This window comes from Acetobacter sicerae, assembly GCF_011516765.1.
GTDB lineage: Bacteria > Pseudomonadota > Alphaproteobacteria > Acetobacterales > Acetobacteraceae > Acetobacter > Acetobacter sicerae.
Genome location: NZ_JAAABN010000007.1, coordinates 17,543 through 36,163 on the forward strand (window position 1 = coordinate 17,543; position 18,621 = coordinate 36,163).

The 18,621-nt window shown below is 56.1% G+C and carries 13 protein-coding genes and 1 pseudogene; 5 read left to right on the forward strand and 9 right to left on the reverse strand.

Annotation, left to right across the window (positions count from 1 at the left end; translation table 11 throughout):
• Positions 1–513 precede the first annotated feature (513 nt).
• Together GVI59_RS19305 and GVI59_RS09305 are read right to left on the reverse strand one after the other, a co-directional pair.
• Positions 514–642: a hypothetical protein gene (locus tag GVI59_RS19305; RefSeq protein WP_277876346.1), complete on the reverse strand. Its 129-nt coding sequence runs from the start codon at positions 640–642 to the stop codon at positions 514–516.
• A gap of 423 nt (positions 643–1,065) precedes the next feature.
• Entirely contained in the window at positions 1,066–4,362 is a 3,297-nt protein-coding gene (locus GVI59_RS09305; RefSeq protein ID WP_173574017.1) for an efflux RND transporter permease subunit, read from the reverse strand.
• 468 nt (positions 4,363–4,830) lie between these two features.
• Between GVI59_RS09305 and GVI59_RS09310 the strand changes: the two genes are divergently transcribed.
• A complete protein-coding gene (locus GVI59_RS09310) occupies positions 4,831–5,430 on the forward strand; it encodes an acyltransferase (RefSeq protein WP_173574018.1) in 600 nt (199 codons plus the stop codon).
• Here GVI59_RS09310 and GVI59_RS09315 read toward each other — a convergent pair.
• The 3 genes from GVI59_RS09315 to aat all read right to left on the reverse strand — a co-directional run bounded on the left by GVI59_RS09315 (position 5,403) and on the right by aat (position 7,525).
• The gene (locus tag GVI59_RS09315; protein ID WP_173574019.1) at positions 5,403–6,011 is read right to left on the reverse strand and encodes a hypothetical protein; all 609 of its coding nucleotides are present in this window, start codon (positions 6,009–6,011) and stop codon (positions 5,403–5,405) included. The two genes, GVI59_RS09310 and GVI59_RS09315, sit on opposite strands and share 28 nt — an antisense overlap.
• 9 nt (positions 6,012–6,020) lie before the next feature.
• A complete protein-coding gene (locus GVI59_RS09320; RefSeq protein ID WP_173574020.1) occupies positions 6,021–6,791 on the reverse strand; it encodes a DUF4412 domain-containing protein in 771 nt (256 codons plus the stop codon).
• A gap of 62 nt (positions 6,792–6,853) precedes the next feature.
• Positions 6,854–7,525: a leucyl/phenylalanyl-tRNA--protein transferase gene (aat, locus tag GVI59_RS09325; protein ID WP_173574021.1), complete on the reverse strand. Its 672-nt coding sequence runs from the start codon at positions 7,523–7,525 to the stop codon at positions 6,854–6,856.
• 453 nt (positions 7,526–7,978) lie between these two features.
• Here aat and GVI59_RS09330 point away from each other — a divergent pair, with 453 nt between their 5' ends.
• Complete coding sequence (locus GVI59_RS09330) at positions 7,979–8,953, forward strand: 2-hydroxyacid dehydrogenase (RefSeq protein WP_173574022.1); 975 nt, start codon at positions 7,979–7,981, stop codon at positions 8,951–8,953.
• A gap of 102 nt (positions 8,954–9,055) precedes the next feature.
• On the opposite strand, the gene GVI59_RS09335 is transcribed toward GVI59_RS09330, so the two are convergent.
• Positions 9,056–10,828 (reverse strand): putative bifunctional diguanylate cyclase/phosphodiesterase, encoded by a 1,773-nt coding sequence (locus GVI59_RS09335; protein WP_173574023.1) that lies wholly within the window; start codon positions 10,826–10,828, stop codon positions 9,056–9,058.
• A gap of 790 nt (positions 10,829–11,618) precedes the next feature.
• A pseudogene (locus tag GVI59_RS19375) lies at positions 11,619–13,636 on the reverse strand (TonB-dependent receptor); the annotation flags it as partial.
• Between the two features lie 434 nt (positions 13,637–14,070).
• On the opposite strand from GVI59_RS19375, the gene mntR reads away from it, so the two are divergent.
• Entirely contained in the window at positions 14,071–14,553 is a 483-nt protein-coding gene (gene mntR / locus GVI59_RS09345; RefSeq protein ID WP_173574024.1) for a manganese-binding transcriptional regulator MntR, read from the forward strand.
• Between the two features lie 267 nt (positions 14,554–14,820).
• On the opposite strand, the gene GVI59_RS09350 is transcribed toward mntR, so the two are convergent.
• Complete coding sequence (locus GVI59_RS09350; RefSeq protein ID WP_173574025.1) at positions 14,821–15,705, reverse strand: LysR substrate-binding domain-containing protein; 885 nt, start codon at positions 15,703–15,705, stop codon at positions 14,821–14,823.
• A 94-nt stretch (positions 15,706–15,799) separates the two neighbouring features.
• Positions 15,800–16,750: a thioredoxin-disulfide reductase gene (gene trxB / locus GVI59_RS09355; protein ID WP_173574026.1), complete on the reverse strand. Its 951-nt coding sequence runs from the start codon at positions 16,748–16,750 to the stop codon at positions 15,800–15,802.
• A 211-nt stretch (positions 16,751–16,961) separates the two neighbouring features.
• On the opposite strand from trxB, the gene GVI59_RS09360 reads away from it, so the two are divergent.
• Positions 16,962–17,462 (forward strand): Lrp/AsnC family transcriptional regulator, encoded by a 501-nt coding sequence (locus tag GVI59_RS09360; protein WP_173574165.1) that lies wholly within the window; start codon positions 16,962–16,964, stop codon positions 17,460–17,462.
• A gap of 34 nt (positions 17,463–17,496) precedes the next feature.
• Positions 17,497–18,615 carry a glycosyltransferase gene (locus tag GVI59_RS09365; protein WP_173574027.1) on the forward strand — a complete coding sequence of 373 codons (1,119 nt, stop codon included), beginning with the start codon at positions 17,497–17,499 and terminating at the stop codon, positions 18,613–18,615.
• The last annotated feature ends 6 nt before the right edge of the window (positions 18,616–18,621 follow it).

Here is an 18,621-nt window from a genome sequence, read left to right on the forward strand (position 1 = left end):
CAAGACCTCCGTGATATATTATGTGCAATAAGTTCTTTCGATCGAGGGTAAAAACAGCAAGTTTCCCTGTTTCCCTGAATGAAAATGGAAAATGCCGGCGCACTATTTCTTGGAAAGGTAGAAAAGAAAGGTATGGAAAATGAGGAATGGTTCGGGTTTTTCTAACGTTACCTGCAGATTTCTAAATTTTAGTTAAATATGTGATTGTGTAGATCGTTGTGTTGAAAATCAGAAAATCTGAGGAAGTTTATTTGTTTTTCTTTTGCAAACATCAGTAATGTTTTTGCTCTTTCAAGGCTGTTTTCTGAAGGAAGTTACTGCCGGAGTTTACGTGATCGCTATTCATATCTCCAGAAACATGGAGAGACAATAAATCCTGATTTTAGGTCGATGATATACACGTGTGCGGGAGGGATATATTTTTATTGTTTGTAATATATTTTACATCGCAATTAAGAGATCAGTCAAAGCGGGAATGCCCGAAAGGATTTCGGGCAACGCAGCGTTCTGCGATTACTTGAATTTTTTCCACAGAAAACCGGCGATCCCGGCGACGATCATCACGCCGACAATTTTCTTCAGGCTGCAGCAGCCCTTCTTTGCCGGAGCGCATCCGTCTGTCTTGCAGCAATTTTTGGCCATCGAACCATTCCCTGAAACGTCTGTTGTAAACTATGTGATATCGACCATAGATACTCGTAAATACAGTCGATCCTTGAAATCTAGCATGTCTGTCAAAAAAGCAATACCAGCCTGGGCATGACTGTTTTGTAATGATTGGATGTCAGAAGCATCTTTCAAAGAACTGATGATTGGTCTGCACTCTTCCTGAAAAAGAGAGGAGGCTTATGTCGTGTAAGGGATGGAGAAGAAGGCTTTCGGGAACTGTGCAGAGACGTGACTCTATCGGTAGAGTCCATTTTTACACAATGATTTATAACCGCAGGGTGATCGTAAACAATATTTTTTGTTATATTTGCACGACTGATAGCCAGAAAATCTGCCAGACAGCAAGCCCGCATGAACTGTTTTCTACAGTTCATGCGAGGCTATATCAGAAAGATACTATTTTAATGCATGTTTTCTGAAAACTCTTTGTAGCAGAGAGAGTGGAATCTTCAGCCATTTGCCAATTGCGATCATCAGTAAATAAACCGCAGGCGTTGAATAAAGAGTGAGCAGTTGGCTCATCGCCAATCCGCCAACGACGGCAATTCCCAGCGGGCGGCGCAGTTCAGCGCCATAACCATTACCGAAAATAAGCGGAAGAGCCCCTAATGCGGCCGCCAGTGTTGTCATAAGGATAGGGCGGAAACGGGTCGCGCAGGCTGCATGGATGGCGTCTGCAGGCAGCATCCCCTGTTGCCGTTCAGCATGCAGAGCAAAATCGATCATCAGGATTGCGTTTTTCTTGACGATGCCGACCAGCAGGATCACCCCGATCATCGCAATCAGCGAAAAGGATTGTCCTGACAGCCATAGCGCCACAACAGCCCCGACGGCGGCAGAGGGGAGTGTGGAAAGAATGGTCAGGGGATGAATGTAGCTTTCGTACAGTATGCCCAGAGTGACATACATGGTGACGAGAGCAGCGAGGAATACGAGAAGCTCGTTGACCAGAGCCTTCTTGAAGTCACCTGCACGTCCCGTAAAACTTCCACGGATGGTATCCGGCATGTGAATGGCTTCACTGATCCGTTTTATTTCCGCCTCAGCATCCGTCAGTCCTTTTCCTGATGGAAGGTTGAACGAGATTGAACCGGAGACGAAATTGTCTTCATGACTGACCTGTAGGGATGTGGGTCGTGTCACGAGGTCAGCCACCGAGATCAGCGGCACCATGGTCTCAGCAGAAGATGACACTGCTGAACCGTTGGAGGCGCCTGCGCCACCGGCCAGGCGGTTGGCAATCTGATTGCGGAAAGACAGCCTGTTTAAAGCAGCTTCTCTGGAATCCGTTGAACGTGGAACACGGATCGAGTTCGAGACGGTGCCACCGCCCGCTGTTCCGCCTGCTGTTGAAACCCACAGCGTTTTGAGCATTTCGGGGTTTTCCCGGTATAGCCGGTCGGCTTCCATCACGACGTAATAGGTCGTGAGAGAGGTGGAGATATTCGATGCGGTACGCTGGCCGAACGCGTCAAACAGGGCGTTGCCGATCAGTTGCGGCGTGATCAGGTACCGTGCGGCGACGTCGCGGCGAATGCCCACATGCAATGAAGAGCCATTGTTGTGGATATTGGTGCTGACATCGGAAATGACAGTGCTGTGGCGCAAGGCCTCGCTGAGACGCGGCACCCATGTTGTCAGATCGTCTGCGACGTCGCTTCGGAATACATATGTGTAGTTGCCGGTCTGCTGGCGCGTGCCACCACCGTTCACATCGCCTGAATTGGAAATGTGTGCGTCCAGACCGGCGATACTCGCCACATGGGACTGTATTCTTGCAGCAATGACTTCGGGTGTATCATGCCGTGTGGATTTGTCCGTGAGAGAGGCGAAAGCCGCCGATTCATTGGCCGCGTCGTCACCCGTAAACGCCACAACGGATGTTACTTCCGGATCCTGCATCATCGTGCCCACGACACGCCGGGTCTTGTCGGAAACCGCCTGGAACGAACTTGTCTGATCCGTGCTCAGATAGGCTGACACCAGAGCGATATCTTCCGGCGGCAGAATTGTCTTGGGCATGAAAACGACAACGGCGATAGTGACCACCAGACTGACGGGCAGGGACGCCAGCACCAGCCAGCGATGACGGAGCGCGACATCCAGTGACCGCATGTAAATATGCAGCAGGCTGTTCAGGACTGTTTCAACACCATCGAACACCCGGTGTATCTGGCGTGACCATCCCCCATGTCCGGTTGTCGTGTCGCCATGATGCACCTCAAGCAGATATGCGCACATCATGGGAGTCAGGGAAAGGGACAGGAAAAGCGAAATTGTGACCGCTGTTGTCAGTGTCATCGCAAATTCGAAAAAGATCTTTCCGGGAATTCCGGACAGCAGAAGCAGCGGCAGGAAGACCGCGATCAGCGAGATGGTGATCGACACCACGGTAAAGCCGATTTCCCGTGAACCAAGCAGGGACGCTTCCATCCGCTCTATGCCGTCTTCCATGTGACGGGCGATGTTCTCGACAACGACAATCGCATCATCAACCACAAATCCCGTGGCGATGGTCAGGGCCATAAGGGAAAGTGTGTCCAGCGAGAAATGAAGCTGGTGCATCACGGCGAGGGAACCGGCCAGTGAAACGGGCACCGTGACAGCAGGGATCAGGGTCGAACGCCATGAGCGAAGAAACGCCAGCACCACGATCACGACGAGCACGACTGAAATCAGAAGCGTGAGCTGCGTGTCCGTCAGGGCCGCGCGGATTGACCGTGACATGTCATCAGCCAGAGTCAGCTGGACATCGCCGGGCAGCGCGTTCTGGATCCGGGGAGCGTGTGCGCGGATGGCGTCGGTGACTTCAATGACATTCGCGCCGGGTTGCGCCCGGATGATCGCCATCACGGCGGGCTTGCCGTTGAACCAGGCGGCTTCGCGCTCATTCTGCGGACCATCATGGACCGTCGCCACGCTGGACAGGCGGACCGGACGGTCATTGCGATAGCCGATGACGAGATCACGATACTGCTCGGCTTTCCGCGCCTGATCATTGGTGGTCAGCATCACGCGCTGTGTGCCGATATCCAGAAAGCCCTTGGGGGTGTTGGCGTTGGCGGACGCCAGGGCGGAGCGGATGTCCTCGAACCCTATGCCGTAATGATAGAGCAGGTAGGGATTCATCTCGACGCGCACGGCGGGCTTGGCCGCGCCTTCCGGCTGCACCCACCCGACGCCGTGAATGCCAGCCAGTTGCGGGAGCAGTCTGGTTTCCGACAGATCGCGCAGTTCGCTGAGCGGGCGTGTGTCGGACGTCAGCACCGCGACCATGATCGGATTGTCGGAGGGATTGGCCTTGTAATATTGCGGCGTGTCGATCAGCGTGTTCGGCATGTCCTGACGCGCCGCCTGAAGAGCGGCCTGAACGTCACGTGCGGCGCCGTCCACATTCCGGTTGTCGTCGAAGAACAGAAGGATAAAGGATGACCGGTCCGTGGTGTCGGATGTCATCTGTGTCAGTCCGGCGATACTTCCGAGGCGACGTTCCAGAGGCGTCGTCACGGCGCTGGCCATCTGCTGCGGAGAACTGCCCTGCTGGCTGGCGATGACGTAGATGACAGGAACCGAGATGTCCGGCAGATCGGCGACCGGCATCACGCGGTAGGACAGCAGCCCGGCGAACACCATCGCCAGAGCCAGAAGAATGGTTGCGACAGGACGGCGGATAAAGAAGGCACACAGATTCACCGGCGTCCTCTCCGGATCATGATCCTTTGCTTCGGAACGGCGCTTCGGCAGAGGCGGCTGAATTCAGGAAGAGCATCCTGTCCGCCGTCATATGTGGCCATCTTGTAAGTGGCCTGACGTCTCTGATCATTCTACTCAAGGATAACTGGTGCGCTGACAGATGAAGGCCCCTCTGTAACCGTCGTCATGAGCTTTGAAAAGGCGGCCTTCATTTATGGGTGGACGGGAGGCGGTGCGCACGGTTTGCGATAAGGGCTGTTTTATGACGTGTTTCTAATAATTCTGATCATAATAAAAAGAAGTGCGCAATAAATACAATGAATCTAAAAATATAAACAGAAGTATTTTTATAAATACACCATAGAATTATGAAATTGTTTTCAATATTATTTTGTGTAATGCATATTTCAGAACAGATTGCAGGTGAGCGCTGCCTTTACCTGTGGCATTAAAACAGCGAAGTCTCTGATGACCCTCTCTGATAATATCTTCACGCGTCATCTGCGCAGGCTCTGTCTTGCCGGTATCGGTAGTGAACTGATCCCTGCCTTCCTGCGCACCCGCCTGTTGAATGCGCTGGGCGCCAGCCTTGATCCTTCAGCCTGTATCTGGCCGGGCTGTCATCTGCGTTCGACCAACCTGGCGATGGGCCGCGAAAGTTTCATCAATGTCGGCTTCTTTTTTGATGGCGCGGCGCGACTGAAGATCGGCTCCAATGTGCGGATCGGACAGTTTCTTTCGATCGTAACCGCCACGCATGACATAGGTCCCGCCGAACAGCGTTGCACTATCGAGGCGGTACTGGGCGATGTAGTCATTGAGGATGGCTGCTGGATCGGTCTCAATGTCACCATCCTGCCCGGTGTCACCATCCGCAGGGGATGCGTGGTTGGTGCAGGCGCTCTGGTGTCGTCAAGCACGGAGCCGAATGGTCTGTATGTCGGATCGCCGGCCCGCAGGATACGGGATCTGCCGCCCGGAAAGCCGGAGAAGAGAAAAGTCGGTGGGGCGGAACGGGTGCCGTCGCCCTATCCATCCACTCAGCGGGCCGGAGCGACCGCTGAATAGTTCTCCGGGATGGCGAAAAGCGCATCGGGCTGAGGTGTCCGGTCAACGGAGAGCGCCCTGACCAGAATACGTCCCTGCTGCTTCACCTGAAGCAGGATGCCATCCTGCGTGTAGCAGGCGTCGCTTTCATGCCCGTCCTGATCCGTCGTGCGCCAGACCGTGCAGAGCTGGCCACTCACCATGTCGGTTCCAAGTTTCCTGAATGATCCGGGCGGGATCTGTCCCGGCAGGGTGAGCGTCGCGCCGGGTGCGGGCATAACGCTCCGCCGGTGGCCCAGCGTATCCACAACGGTCAGGGTATGATCGCTCCAGGAGGTCACCATATAGACGGCCGAGTTTTCGGGATCGATCCGCTGGCGCAGCGAAGCGACCTGCCAGTGCATGTCCTGATGCACGGGCAGGGGGCTCTGCGGCGACACCATTTCATAATGCACGCTCACGTCCACGGAAGGCGTGACATAAGGCCCGCTTGCGGAGGAGGGATCAGTCTCTTCCGCACGGGCATTGTGGCTGTAAATCGAAGCGGCCAGAGCCAGGGACAGCAGCAGGTGTGAGCCGCGCCGCACTATCGGGTTTTTCATGGCTCTGCCTCAGGGCTGCCCGGAAGTATCCGGTGCACCGGATGGAGCGGCTGGAGCCGGTGTCGCGGCGGCGTCTCCTGCGGGAGAAGATCCCGTTCCGTTCGCGGGTCCGGTCGAAAGAGCCGGCGCGCCACCCTGACCGGCGACACGATGCTGATGGACTTCCTGATAGTCGGAAGGAGCGGCAAAAGCGGATGCCGGGATGGTTTCGTAGGAAACGGACTCTGCGGACAGATGCCCTTTGGCGCCATCCGCATCCACACCGTTTTCAGCCAGAATCAGACCGTCCGTCGTCACGCAGGCGGTTGCGTCGCCATGTCCGGAGGCGACGCCCCATTCCGTGCAGGGGATGCCCGCAATCGTGCGATTGCCGTGGCGTGTGAACTGCATGGAGACGTCGAGCAGGAACGGATTCCGCACGCTGCCGCGCTGTTCAAGCTGGGTGAAGACCCGCTGTTTGTGCAGCAGGATCGTCACGGTCTGGGCAGTGCGGTTGAGGATGGTCGACGCCGAGCCATCGGGGGCGTCGATACGCATTCTTGCACCCTCGGCGGTGAACCACACCTTGACCTGCTGCGGTTGCGGCGCGCCGTCCGGCTGGACGCTGTAGGTGATGACAGCGTCTTTCAGCGGCGTGAGGGGCGGGTGATCACCGTCGGCGGCGAATGCAACCCCCTGCATCAGGCCGACCACCAGTCCTCCTGCCAGTCCCAGTGCGAGGCATCGCTTCCACACGCCAGCTTTGTTTCCTGCATCAGACTTACCGGTGACCTGTCGCATACGTCGAACAGTCCTCATTCCATGAACATTCCTGCCGACAGCACCCCATCTGCACCGGTCAGTCAACCACCTGCGAGACGGGTCTCTTCGCGTATCTGCCGGATTTCGGTGGCAATTTCAGCGGTGGAGAGGGGTGTCCAGCGCTGATCTGACCTTACCGCATTGCGAAGACGGGTCTTGTAGTCGCTTGCATCAATCTCGACGCCGCCAAACTGCGAGAGATGGGTCGTGCCGAACTGGGTGTCCAGCAGATCAAAGCCGAGAAGGCGCAGTCGGGCGACCAGATGCACCAACGCGACCTTTGATGCATCGGTTTCACGACTGAACATGCTTTCGCCAAAAAAGGCGCTTCCCAGTGCAACGCCGTACAGGCCGCCGACCATCTCGCCGTCGCGCCAGGTCTCGATGCTGTGGCCGTAGCCCATGTCATGCAGATGGCAGAACAGGCTGACGATCGTTTCGCTGATCCATGTCGTTTCGCGTCCCGGCGCAGGAGCGGCGCAGGCGCGCATGACGCCTTCGAAATCACGGTTGGCCGTCACGGTGAAGCGATCGCTCAGTGCGGTCCGGCACAGGCGTTTGGGGAGATGAAAACCATATAGCGGCATGACACCGCGCGGATCGGGATCATACCAGTCGATTACGTCAGGATTTTCACTGTTCCCCATGGGAAACAGTCCGACAGAGTAGGCTCCAAGCATCAGCTCCGGCGTCAGTTCGAGCTGGTCGTTCATGCCGATCCTGTTCTCCATTTCATGCAATTTATTTCCACTGGGTATTTCCACCGGCGCTTTCCACCGGGCGGTTCGGTGAAAACACTCTTCTTCATTATGTCCGGACGACTCTCATCTGGTCGGACGATGATATGTGGCAAAGGAATTCTGTTTAAGGAATAGGTTGGGACTTCAATACCGGCAAAAGGCGCGTCTGACATCTGAAAGAAGTCTGTGCCGATCCTCCCTTTGCAGATTTCTTCAAAAAGCGGATGCAGGCTGTGATCGTCTGTCCCCAGAGGGATTCAGCCAGATATTCCATGGTCTTGATAACCATGAGGGAGGCTGTGGGATGCCTGTCATCGCGCCGGCGCCGTTTTATCACGAAACTGACAGCCCCTTGTCGTGTTCCGCTTACTCGCTTCATGATCCAGACCCGCTTAACATCCGCCACTCAGTTTTATGGAGTTTGTCATGTCTTCCTCTCGCCCCCGTATCGTTCGCAGCGTTCGTCTGCCTGAAGCTGTGGAGGCGCGGATTGCGCAGGAATTCGATGCGCCGCCTCCTCCGGCAGAGCCGCTGGATACGAAGACTATGTTCAGACTGGCGGAGGAGACGCAGGCGGAAGCCCTGCTGGTGACACACCATGCGGCGATCAAGGGCGATGCTGTCAGTAAAATTCCGGACTCCGTGCGTCTGGTCGCGACCGTCAGCGTGGGGCTTGATCATCTGGATGTAAAAGCCATCCGTGCCCGTGGCATTGCCGTCTCCAACACGCCAGATGTACTGACCGAATGTAACGCGGACCTCGCCCTGCTGCTCATTCTGGCTGCTGCACGCAGAGCTGCGGAATATACGGCGCTGGTCCGTAAAGGCTGGGGCCGTGATCTTGCCATGGACGAGATGCTGGGCATGCGGATCAGCAATAAGACGCTCGGTATTGTCGGCATGGGCCGCATCGGGCAGGCCGTAGCGCGCAGGGCGCGGGGTTTCGGGATGACCGTGCTGTATAACAACCGGCGGCGACTGGCTCCCGAACTGGAACACGGCGCGACGTGGGTGGAAAATCTCGAGGACATGCTGCCTCGCTGTCAGATCATCACCCTGCATCTGCCGGGCAGTGATGAGACGGATGGCATGGTGGATCAGGCCTTCCTGTCACGGCTCCCCAGGGGAGCGATCTTTGTGAACGCGGCGCGTGGTCGTCTTGTGAATGAGGACGCCCTGATCGAGGCGCTGCGGAACGGTCAGCTTGCCGGAGCAGGGCTCGATGTGTGCCGGAATGAGCCGCATCCGGATCCGCGACTGCTGGAACTTCCCAACCTGTTCATGACGCCGCATGTCGGAAGCGCCACGGTCGAGACGCGTACGGAGATGGGTATGCTGGCGCTGGACAATGTCGCTGCGATGGCCGCAGGCAAACCGCTCGTGTCGCCCGTGGAGGGGTGATCGTCCGTTCTTTTGTGTCTGAAAACTGCCCTCCGGATATCTTTTTGCCGTGGGGGCAGGTCTGCGACCAGAACAGGTCACTGGTCGCAGGATGCGGGACTGTCAGACAGACCCGGATAGAAAATTGCTGCGGGATGATCGCCTGAAATCATCCAGAATGACCCCCGCATTTTCCACTGCGTCAGGCAGTGCCGTTACAGGAACCGGCGTGGCGAACAGATAACCCTGACAGGCGGTGCAGCCCAGATCATTCAGAATGCGCAGCTGTTCGATGGTTTCAACACCTTCGGCGATGATCGCCATGTCGATGCTGCGTGCCAGACGGATCAGCCCGGATGTAATCTTCAGATCACGGACGCTCTGATCGATGTTCTTAATGAAGCTGCGATCGATCTTGATATGGGTCAGCGGCAGTTCACGCAGATGGCTGATCGCTGCGTAGCCGGTGCCGAAATCATCGAAAGCAATCTTGAAACCATGCCGTGAGAGTCTGAATATCTCACGTCGTACCCGGTCCGATCGTGTCGCTCCGAGAAAAATGGTTTCCGTGATTTCAATCCGGACCTTGTCGCGTGGCACTCCGGCTGCCGCGGTCAGATCGCAGAATTCCTGTGTCAGACCGTCCGTGCCGAAATCCGCCATACTGACGTTCAGCGTGATATTGCCGGTGTAATCACCTGTCTCGATCCATCTGGACAGATCCCGGATAACGGACTGTCTGACGAATTTGCCGATTGCGAGCCCGGTCCGGAAATCCCCGAAGACTTCAGGGAAGGAAACGGGAGTGAGAAGGCCAAGCTCGGGGTGATGCCAGCGCAGAAGCGCTTCGCAGGCGGTGACGCGACCAAGGGCCAGGTTGATGATGGGCTGATAGTACATTTCCAGTTCACCGCGGTCGGCGGCGAGGTGAATCTGGCTCATCAGCAACTGATGGTTCTTGGCCTTGACGCCCATGGCCTGCGTAAAGGCGACGACACTCTGGCCGCCGCGCTGTTTCGCCTGAAGCAGGGCGATGTCTGCATCTTTCAGGAACTGCTGACCTGATGTCATGGTACTGTCGAGGAACGTGTAGCCGATGCTGGCGGACACGGACACACAGGTTCCCTCAATGACAACCGGCGCCTCAATGTCGCTGAGCAGTTGCTGGAGGTGATGCTCCACGCATGTCTCTGTCTCGGACATATCCATGATGATGGCGAATTCATCTCCACCCAGACGACCGACGATTGCATCGGGTCCGGCAAAAGTCCTCAGCCGCAGGGCGACTTCGATCAGCACCATATCACCGGCGTCATGACCGTAGATATCGTTGACTTCCTTGAAGCCATCGAGATCAATCCGCACCATCAGACGGGTTTCGTCCGCCTCCATGGTCTGTTCAAGCGTCGTCGCCAGTCCTTCGGAGAAGCCGATGCGATTCAGTGCGTTCACCAGAGGATCCTGCCGCGCGAGATGCTTCATTCTGTTGCGGGCTTCGATCAGAGGCGTGACGTCGAAGCGGTAGGCGACATAGGATAGGATTTTTCCGTGCTCATCCTTGCGGGGGATGATGGTGGTGGCGACCCAGTAAAGCGACCCGTCCTTCGCACGGTTGCAGATCTTGCCTCTCCAGATCTTCCCTGTCTTGATGGTTGCGTAAAGATGCCGGAAAAAATCCTGACTGTGATAACCGGAGTTCAGGATTCTGTGGGTATGACCGAGCAGTTCATGCCGGGAATACCCGCTGATTTCGCAAAAACGCTCATTGACGTGGGTGATGACGCCATTGACGTCCGTAATGGCGACAATGAGTACTTCGTCGATTGCCGACCAGAGAAATCTGATATTTTGTTCTACCGGATCGCTGTCAGGAATACGAACGGATTGCTCTTTCATAGCAATGTCTATCCCTTTTGGTGCCTGGTCGGGCTTTATGACGCATACTGGTTAAGTATCTGTAACGCGCAAATTTCTGGGCCAGGACTTTCTCTGCCAGGGCTGTCTGAAGGCCGCCGTGTGTAAGGAGGGGGTGGCGATATCCCGTATTGGCTTTCTGCGTCAACCCTGATCACTCCCGCAGGAAGAGCCGGGTTGGGACGGGAACACTATGTAAGCGGATACGGACAGAGACATAAAGCCGTTGCGGAGAAAGGAAGTTTCCTTCGGGCGTTAAGGAAATGTTTTTCTGTCTGAGCCGATAAAAAGTGGTTCGAGGAAAGAGGACGGGGCTGCTGTCCTGTTGATGATATTCGATGGAAGATGGTGAAGCGTTTGGTCTCACGATAGAGGCGCATAAACCAGCCGGAGAATGAGAGAGAAGCCTCATGAGACCCATCCAGGAAATGGAGGCATGACCGTTCAGGGGCTGTTGTCCCGTGTCTTTATGACCGGAATGCCGGATTCATGCAGTCACCGAGCATATCGTGGCGCACGAGGATGTTCTCGGTATGAAAACCAGATCGGTCACGGGATTCCAGGTACTGCAGAATATGGCTGTTCGATAGTCTGTTTCTGTCTGAACGCATTTTCAAACATCTTGAGCAATTTACGACCTGTTGCGTTCGGTGCAATTAAAATTAAATATTTTTTCAGTAAGCTCAGATACGTGATGATGAGATTGAAATCGTTCATTGTGTTTATCGCTGTATTTGCGGTTTGCACAGCATCCAGCCGGAACGAAAGCATCCTAAAAATCTGCAACGGCGGCGAAATAGACACCTCGTCTCTGCCCATACTGGGCCTGATATACGCCGACACCGCTGCCGTCCCGTAGCTGGTATTTTCTGTCAAAAAGATTGACCACATCGGCACGCAGCCTGACTGCATGGCCGAGAGGAACAGGGGCGATCGTGTATTGATAGCCGATGTTGAAGACGGCGTATTGCGGTTCCTTGTCAATATTGGCGAAGCCGCTGCGCAAGCCGTTTCCGTAGATGAAATCGACATAGGCCAGATGATGCGTGTTGCTCCATGATACACCGCTGCTGGCAGTATATTTGCCTTGATGATCCAGCTGGATGTCTTGGTGCCGGATATAGTCCAGCTCTTCCTCAGAAAACTGATACTGCGCCGAGTTGATGTCATGTGCGCCAGTTTTCACGAATGAGAAATTGCCGAACGCGGACCAGTGTCCCTTGCGCCAGGACAGGCCGAGCTCTGTTCCATAAATATGGCCGCGGCGATAGCTGAAAGGCGCCAGAATGACGGCGCGGCCGAACTGACCAAGATCGGTCATGTCATGCGCCCATTTGGAGAACGCATCCACAGTGATCTGAAACTCCGGTGTAATGCGTTGAAGAATACCAATGTCGACGTAGTGTGATTTTTCAACCTTCGTGGCGTCTCCAACGGGCGATGCTGGAGCATTGGTCGTTCCGGCGAAACGGGCGAGTGTCGAGGGATAGATGTATTGCGGGGAGGGCGCGCGAAATAGCGTGAGTAGCCAATGTGAAAAGTCGTGTTCCTGAATGGCTTCCAGACGAGATTGGCCCGTGGACTCAGTTGTCCCTCATTGTCGAAGGAGGACGCAAACCGATCATAACGGATACCATAATTGAATGTCAGAGAGTGGGTGATCTTGTATTCATCCTGAAGATAGGCGCCGGCTTCGACAGACCAGTTGCCGCTATTGTCGATTATCCGCTGTGGCGTTGCCGATAACTGTTGCCCCTCGCTCCCGGTCAGAAAAACCAATGAGTTCGTATCAAGCCGTTCGGAGGTATATTGCCCGAGAACACCAGCACGCAGCGTATGATGTCTCGCAATACTCCATGACAGATCGAACTGCATGCCTCCTGTCGTGAAGTCATTCACCTCGTGTTCGGAGACACCCTGAAACGCCAGATCTCTGATCGGATCGGGCGTATAATCAATGCGTCCGTAGCGGAAAAAGGGCGAGGCCTGAAAATTCAGTCCATCCTGCGTGTGCTGCCAGGAAACGACGGCGTAATAATTCTGTTCCGTCTGACTGTCCCTGAGAAAACGGGACTGCACGGCAGACTTCTGGAGATCGGCGTCTTCAATCGCGTAAAGCTGCGGTAGTCCCGGTGTGTTGGGAATTTCGAAGTCGCTGTAAGAAGCGCTGGTCAGAAGCGATAGGCGGTTTGCATCATCGGGATGCCATGAAAAATAACCGAACGCTTTTTCCTGCTCGGTCAGATCATGCACTGGGCGGAAAGAGTTGGTCGGATTTTCGATGCCGATGGCGTTACGGTTGTAGGAAACAGTTGTGAAATACTCGAAGTTTCCCTTGTGGCCGCCAAGCTGGAGAGAAGGTGCGAAGGTTTGATAGCTGCCACCATAGAGCGAAAGCTGATTATGTTTGAGCTGTGAACCGCTTTTCGTGTTGACGTCGACAATGCCCGCGGTGCGGAAGCCGAACTGGGCGGGCAGGGTGCCGGTCAGAAGATTCATGGACTGGATGATACGGGTGTCGAGTTCCTGACCAAAGCCGTTGAGGCCTTCGGGTAACAGCACGCCGTTCACGCGGTAGGTCAGGCCGCCGTGCTCACCACGGACATGCACCTCACCATAACTGTCCTGCACGACACCCGGCAGGCGCAGCATGATCTGGCTGAAGGTCGCGTTCTGTCCCTGTGGCGTCGCCTGAATCTGCTTCTCGTCGATGCCGTAGGATACCGCTCCCAGCGCCGGGAAAATACGTCCTCGCGCCTGATCCATATGACCCATGACGTGGATCTGCTCTGAAGGAGAAACGGGTTTTTCGGTGGCGGATTTTTGTGCCGTTGAAAGAGGGTGAGTCGCCGTCTTTTTATGATCCGATGCAGGAGAAAGGTCCGGAACGTCCGCGAAGGCGCTGCGTGGCGACACCGAAACGATGATGCCTATCAGGGCGGATTTCAGAACCGTCTTGCGGTGCAACATGGATGGGGTCTCTGCAATATAATATAGCTATTGCTATAATTAAGGGGGGAGGAAGTCTGAACTGGGGTGGGGATTGAACGCTTTACCGGATAAGGCGCGAGGCTGAGATTGGCAGCAGATATACTGTATCTTCTATTATTAAAACAAACTGCTAATATATATGCAATATGCTATATTGCGGTTTAATGAAAACTGGATCGAACCTGGGGAATGATCTATTCGTGACCGAATAATCATCCGGGAAAGTCGTGATCTTGAAGTCGCCACGAACAGTGAAATCGTCTCAGTCCCTGCCGGATCCGACCGCGCAGTCAGAGAGCTTCCGGGCGAACCGAGAGGCCCGGCGCAAGGTTCTGGTGGAAGATTACGTGGAGCTGATTTCTGACCTTCTGGAGGAATCGCAGGAGGCCAGACAGGTCGATATTGCGGCGCGTCTGGGTGTGTCGCAGCCCACCGTCGCCAAAATGCTGGCGCGGCTGGTGGCGGACGGTTTTGTCGTCCAGAAACCCTATCGTGGCGTGTTTCTTACTGAGGCCGGACAGAAAGTGGCGGAAGAGGCGAGGGCCCGGCACAGGATTGTCGAGGCGTTTCTGCGCGCCCTCGGTGTGAGCGAGGAAAGTGTGCTGGTCGATGCCGAAGGGATCGAGCATTATGTCGGAGATGAGACACTTGCGGCCTTCAAGAGGGCCATTGATGGTGGATTACACGACTTCATCAATCGTCTGGTGACGAGATAATGGCCGGTATTTCGGCGCACCATTCATGAAAGTGTCTGTTCCATGACCATGCTGATCGTCTGTCTTGTCTCTTGGGGCGTGTGCGCTGTCGTCTCGTATGGTTTTCCGCATTACGCGCCAGCTGGGGAAACTATCGCTATCTGTCTTGCGCCGGTGGGCCTGTTCGCCTGTGGCGTTATGGTGTTTGGAAAGCAGTAATCCGGACAGAAAACAGGCGGGCGCCATGACAGCGCCCGCCTGAAAAACATACGAAACTGAAAGCAGCTCTCAGGAGCGCAGACCCAGTTCGCTGGTCAGGAAGTCCCGGAATACAGCAACACGCTTCGAACTGCGCAGCTCTTCCGGGTAGACAAAGAACGCCTCTACCTTGGGGGGCTCGACGTTCGGAAGCACCTTGATCAGGTCAGGATATTCCGCGACGGCGTAGCCTGGAACCGAGCCGATGCCGAGACCGGCGGAAATGGCGTCCGCCATGGCGACCATGCTGTTGACTTCCAGCCGTGCCGCCCGCCGTGCGCCTTCGGGCATTCCGGCTTCCAGCAGCCAGTTCACATGCGGAACCGGAGGATGGTAGCCACCGAATGCTACGAGATTGTGGTTGGCGAGATCCTCGACTGAGGAAGGCTGGCCGAACTGCTCGATATAACGCGGGGAAGCAAACACAGCGAGCGGGAAGTCCGCAAGATGTCGCTGGATAAGGTCAGGCTGGCGCGGCGCGTGCATGCGCACGGCGACATCGGCTTCACGCATGCCCAGATCGAGGTCATTGTCCTCAAGGATCAGCGTGATGGAAATGTCCGAATTCTGCGCCATGAAGCGGTGAAGTCGTGGCATCAGCCAGCAGCTGCCAAATCCTGTGGTCGTCGTGACTCGCAGGCGTCCGGCGGCCTTTTCCTTGCTTTCCGTCAGCAGGGTCTGCGTCATTTCCAGTTTGGAGAAGACTTCCCTGACTGTCTGGTTCAGCGTCTCGCCCTGTTCGGTCAGGATAAGGCCACGGGCGTGACGATGAAAAAGAGGAACCTGGAGAACATCCTCCAGGGCTGAAATCTGACGCGAAACAGCAGACTGGCTGAGGTTGAGCACGTCACCCGCATGGGTAAACGACCCGGCTTCCGCAACAGCGTGGAATATCCTGAGTTTGTCCCAGTCCACCCCGATCTCCCTTGTCTGGTTTGAGGTACATCCTGACCCGATGTACCTACATGGTTTTTGGTGAAGGAAATACTTCAGACGGTCAAGTATTCTGTCATGATTCCGAAACGAGCCCGCCCAGATGCCGTTCCGCATCAAGCGCCGCCATACAGCCCGTTCCGGCCGCAGTGACGGCCTGACGATAGATCTTGTCCTGCACATCACCCGCCGCGAAAACACCGGGCACCGATGTGCGCGTCGTTCCTGCTTCAGTCATGATGTAGCCTTCCGCGTCCAGCATCAGCTGGTCATGGAAAAGTCCTGTGTTCGGAGCATGACCTATGGCGATGAACACCCCCTCGACGTCCAGCGTGCTGAGGGTTTCATTCAGCGTGTTGAGCAGTTTCACGCCGGTGACGGTCGGCGGAGTGCCCGTGCCGAGAATGTCGGCCACAACAGAATTCCATACGACGGAGATTTTCGGATTGGCTTTCAGCCGGTCCTGAAGAATTTTTTCCGCCCGAAGCGAATCGCGCCGATGGATCAGCGTGACGTGCGACGCATGATGCGTGAGATAGAGCGCTTCCTCGACCGCCGTATTGCCGCCGCCGACAACTGCGACCTTCTTGCCGCGGAAGAAGAAACCGTCACAGGTGGCGCAGGCGGAGACGCCCGCACCCTGAAGCGCTTTTTCAGAAGGTATGCCAAGCCACTTCGCCTGCGCGCCTGTCGCGATGATCACGCTGCGGGCGAGATATACATCGCCGCCGTCCAGCGTGATGCGGAAAGGCGAGCCGCTTCTGAAATCCACTTTGGTGACAAGGTCATGAACGATCTGCGTGCCGACATGCTCAGTCTGCGCCGCCATCTGCTCCATCAGCCACGGCCCCTGAATGGCGGTCGCGAACCCGGGATAGTTCTCCACATCCGTGGTGATCATCAACTGGCCACCGGGCTGCATGCCCGCGACGAGAACGGGTTTGAGATTCGCACGCGCCGCGTAGATGGCCGCGGTGTAACCGGCCGGTCCGGCGCCAATGATCAGGAGATCGGTGTTTATTGTCATGCGGTGCGACGCCTTTCACTCTCGTCCTGTCATCTGGCACGGTCTGGAGGAAGGTGCCCTGTGTCTCCATTCATGGAGCTGATTGTGGAGCGATATGGTCCTGTTTTTCGCTCGGGGCAAGCTTTGGCGGCAGGTTTTGATGCAGCGAAGGCAGATCAAAACGGGTTTGGACAGAAGGCGGGGTTCGTCCTATATGCACGCGAGGTCGCGGATGGAGAGGCTGGTGACGGAAGCGGAACTGGATGCGGTGGATCGGCTGATCATTGCCGAACTGCAGGCGGACGGACGCATGACGAATGTGGAACTGGCCCGTCGGGTGGGCATTTCCGCGCCTCCCTGTCTCCGTCGTGTGCGTCGACTTGAAGAAAGCGGCGTCATCAAGGGCTATCACGCTGAAGTGGACGCCAATGCGCTTGGCTGGCCCATCATGCTTTTCGCCCTGATCGGTCTCGACAGTCAGAAGGAAACAGTTCTGTCACAGTTCGAGGCGATGGTCTCGTCGTGGCCGGAAGCGCTGGAGTGCCACATGATGCGTGGCAGCACCGACTTTCTTGTTCGGCTGGTCGCCCGGAACACGACGCAGGAGAATGAAATGACCCGCCGCCTGACAGAGGCTCCCCATGTGGTGCGCGTGCAGACTCTGCAGACAATTCGTACGACTCTCTCCCGTTTTCCATCGCCGGATGGGATGAGGGATGGAGAGTTGCCGTGACCACTCTATGATCATGCAGGAACAGTTTTCACAAATGCCTCCTTCTCCCGTTGAAGACATGCGCGCCGGAAGTCCTGACATCACGGTGGTGGTGCCCTGTTATTGTGAAGTGTCGAATGTCGGACCTCTTGTCGACGCGCTGACACAGGCTCTCGCCGGGCGGGACTGGGAAGTCGTTTTTGTCGACGACAACTCGCCCGATGGTACGATTGAGGCTGTCAGGGAACTGGCCCGCACCAACTGGCGTGTGCGGGGCATTTCCCGCATTGGACGGCGTGGGCTGTCCACGGCCGTGATCGAGGGCGCACTATCTTCCTCCGCGACGTATATCGCAGTGATGGATGGCGACCTCCAGCACGACGAAACCCGTCTGGGCGTGATGCTTGATGCGCTTGCGAGTGGGCGGTGCGATATTGCCATCGGAAGCCGTCACGTTGAAGGCGGTGACAACAGCGGTCTGGCCAATGCGTGGCGGCATGCCCTGTCGAATGGCGGGATCACGCTGGCGCAGATGATATTGCCAGTCAGGGTGGGCGATCCGATGAGCGGATTTTTCGCCCTGAGACGGGATCTGTTCGTGCGCACCGCTCCCCGTTTGTCAGGGGCGGGGTTCAAGATCCTGATGGATCTGATTCTCTCCGCGCCGGTAAAGGTCCGCGTGGAGGAGATTCCCTGCACGTTCAAGCCGCGCCTTGCCGGAGAGAGCAAGCTCGACGTGCTTGTCATGCTCCAGTTCCTCGGACTGATGCTCGACAAGCTGTTTCGCGGCTGGCTGCCGATTCGTTTTCTGGTCTTTGCGTTCGTCGGCATGATCGGCATTGTTGTGAATATCGCCATCATGAATGTGCTGCGTCTGTCCGGCGTGGATTTTCCGATCGCCCAGACAGGCGGCACCTTCGTCGCCATGCTGGTCAATTTCTGGCTCGACAATACGCTGACCTATCGTGATCGCAGGCTGAAAGGTGCCCGTCTGTACGGTGGTCTGTTCGTGTTCCTTGTCGTGTGCTCGGCGGGCGCATGGGCCAACATCGGTATCGCCCAACTTTTCCGCGAGGGCGGCCAGACTTTCGACCGTGCAAGCGCCACAGGTGCAGTGATCGGTGTCGTCTGGAATTATGCGGTGTCCTCGACGCTGATCTGGCGCAGGAAGTGAGGCTTC

Coding starts and splice junctions, on each gene's coding strand:
- GVI59_RS09330 (WP_173574022.1), top strand. CDS start 7,979: ATGTCTTCCTCTCGCCCCCGTATCGTTCGCAGCGTTCGTCTGCCTGAA.
- trxB (WP_173574026.1), bottom strand. CDS start 16,750: ATGACAATAAACACCGATCTCCTGATCATTGGCGCCGGACCGGCCGGT.
- GVI59_RS09335 (WP_173574023.1), bottom strand. CDS start 10,828: ATGAAAGAGCAATCCGTTCGTATTCCTGACAGCGATCCGGTAGAACAA.
- aat (WP_173574021.1), bottom strand. CDS start 7,525: ATGAACGACCAGCTCGAACTGACGCCGGAGCTGATGCTTGGAGCCTAC.
- GVI59_RS09365 (WP_173574027.1), top strand. CDS start 17,497: ATGCCTCCTTCTCCCGTTGAAGACATGCGCGCCGGAAGTCCTGACATC.
- GVI59_RS09320 (WP_173574020.1), bottom strand. CDS start 6,791: ATGCGACAGGTCACCGGTAAGTCTGATGCAGGAAACAAAGCTGGCGTG.
- GVI59_RS19305 (WP_277876346.1), bottom strand. CDS start 642: ATGGCCAAAAATTGCTGCAAGACAGACGGATGCGCTCCGGCAAAGAAG.
- GVI59_RS09310 (WP_173574018.1), top strand. CDS start 4,831: ATGACCCTCTCTGATAATATCTTCACGCGTCATCTGCGCAGGCTCTGT.
- GVI59_RS09360 (WP_173574165.1), top strand. CDS start 16,962: ATGGAGAGGCTGGTGACGGAAGCGGAACTGGATGCGGTGGATCGGCTG.
- GVI59_RS09315 (WP_173574019.1), bottom strand. CDS start 6,011: ATGAAAAACCCGATAGTGCGGCGCGGCTCACACCTGCTGCTGTCCCTG.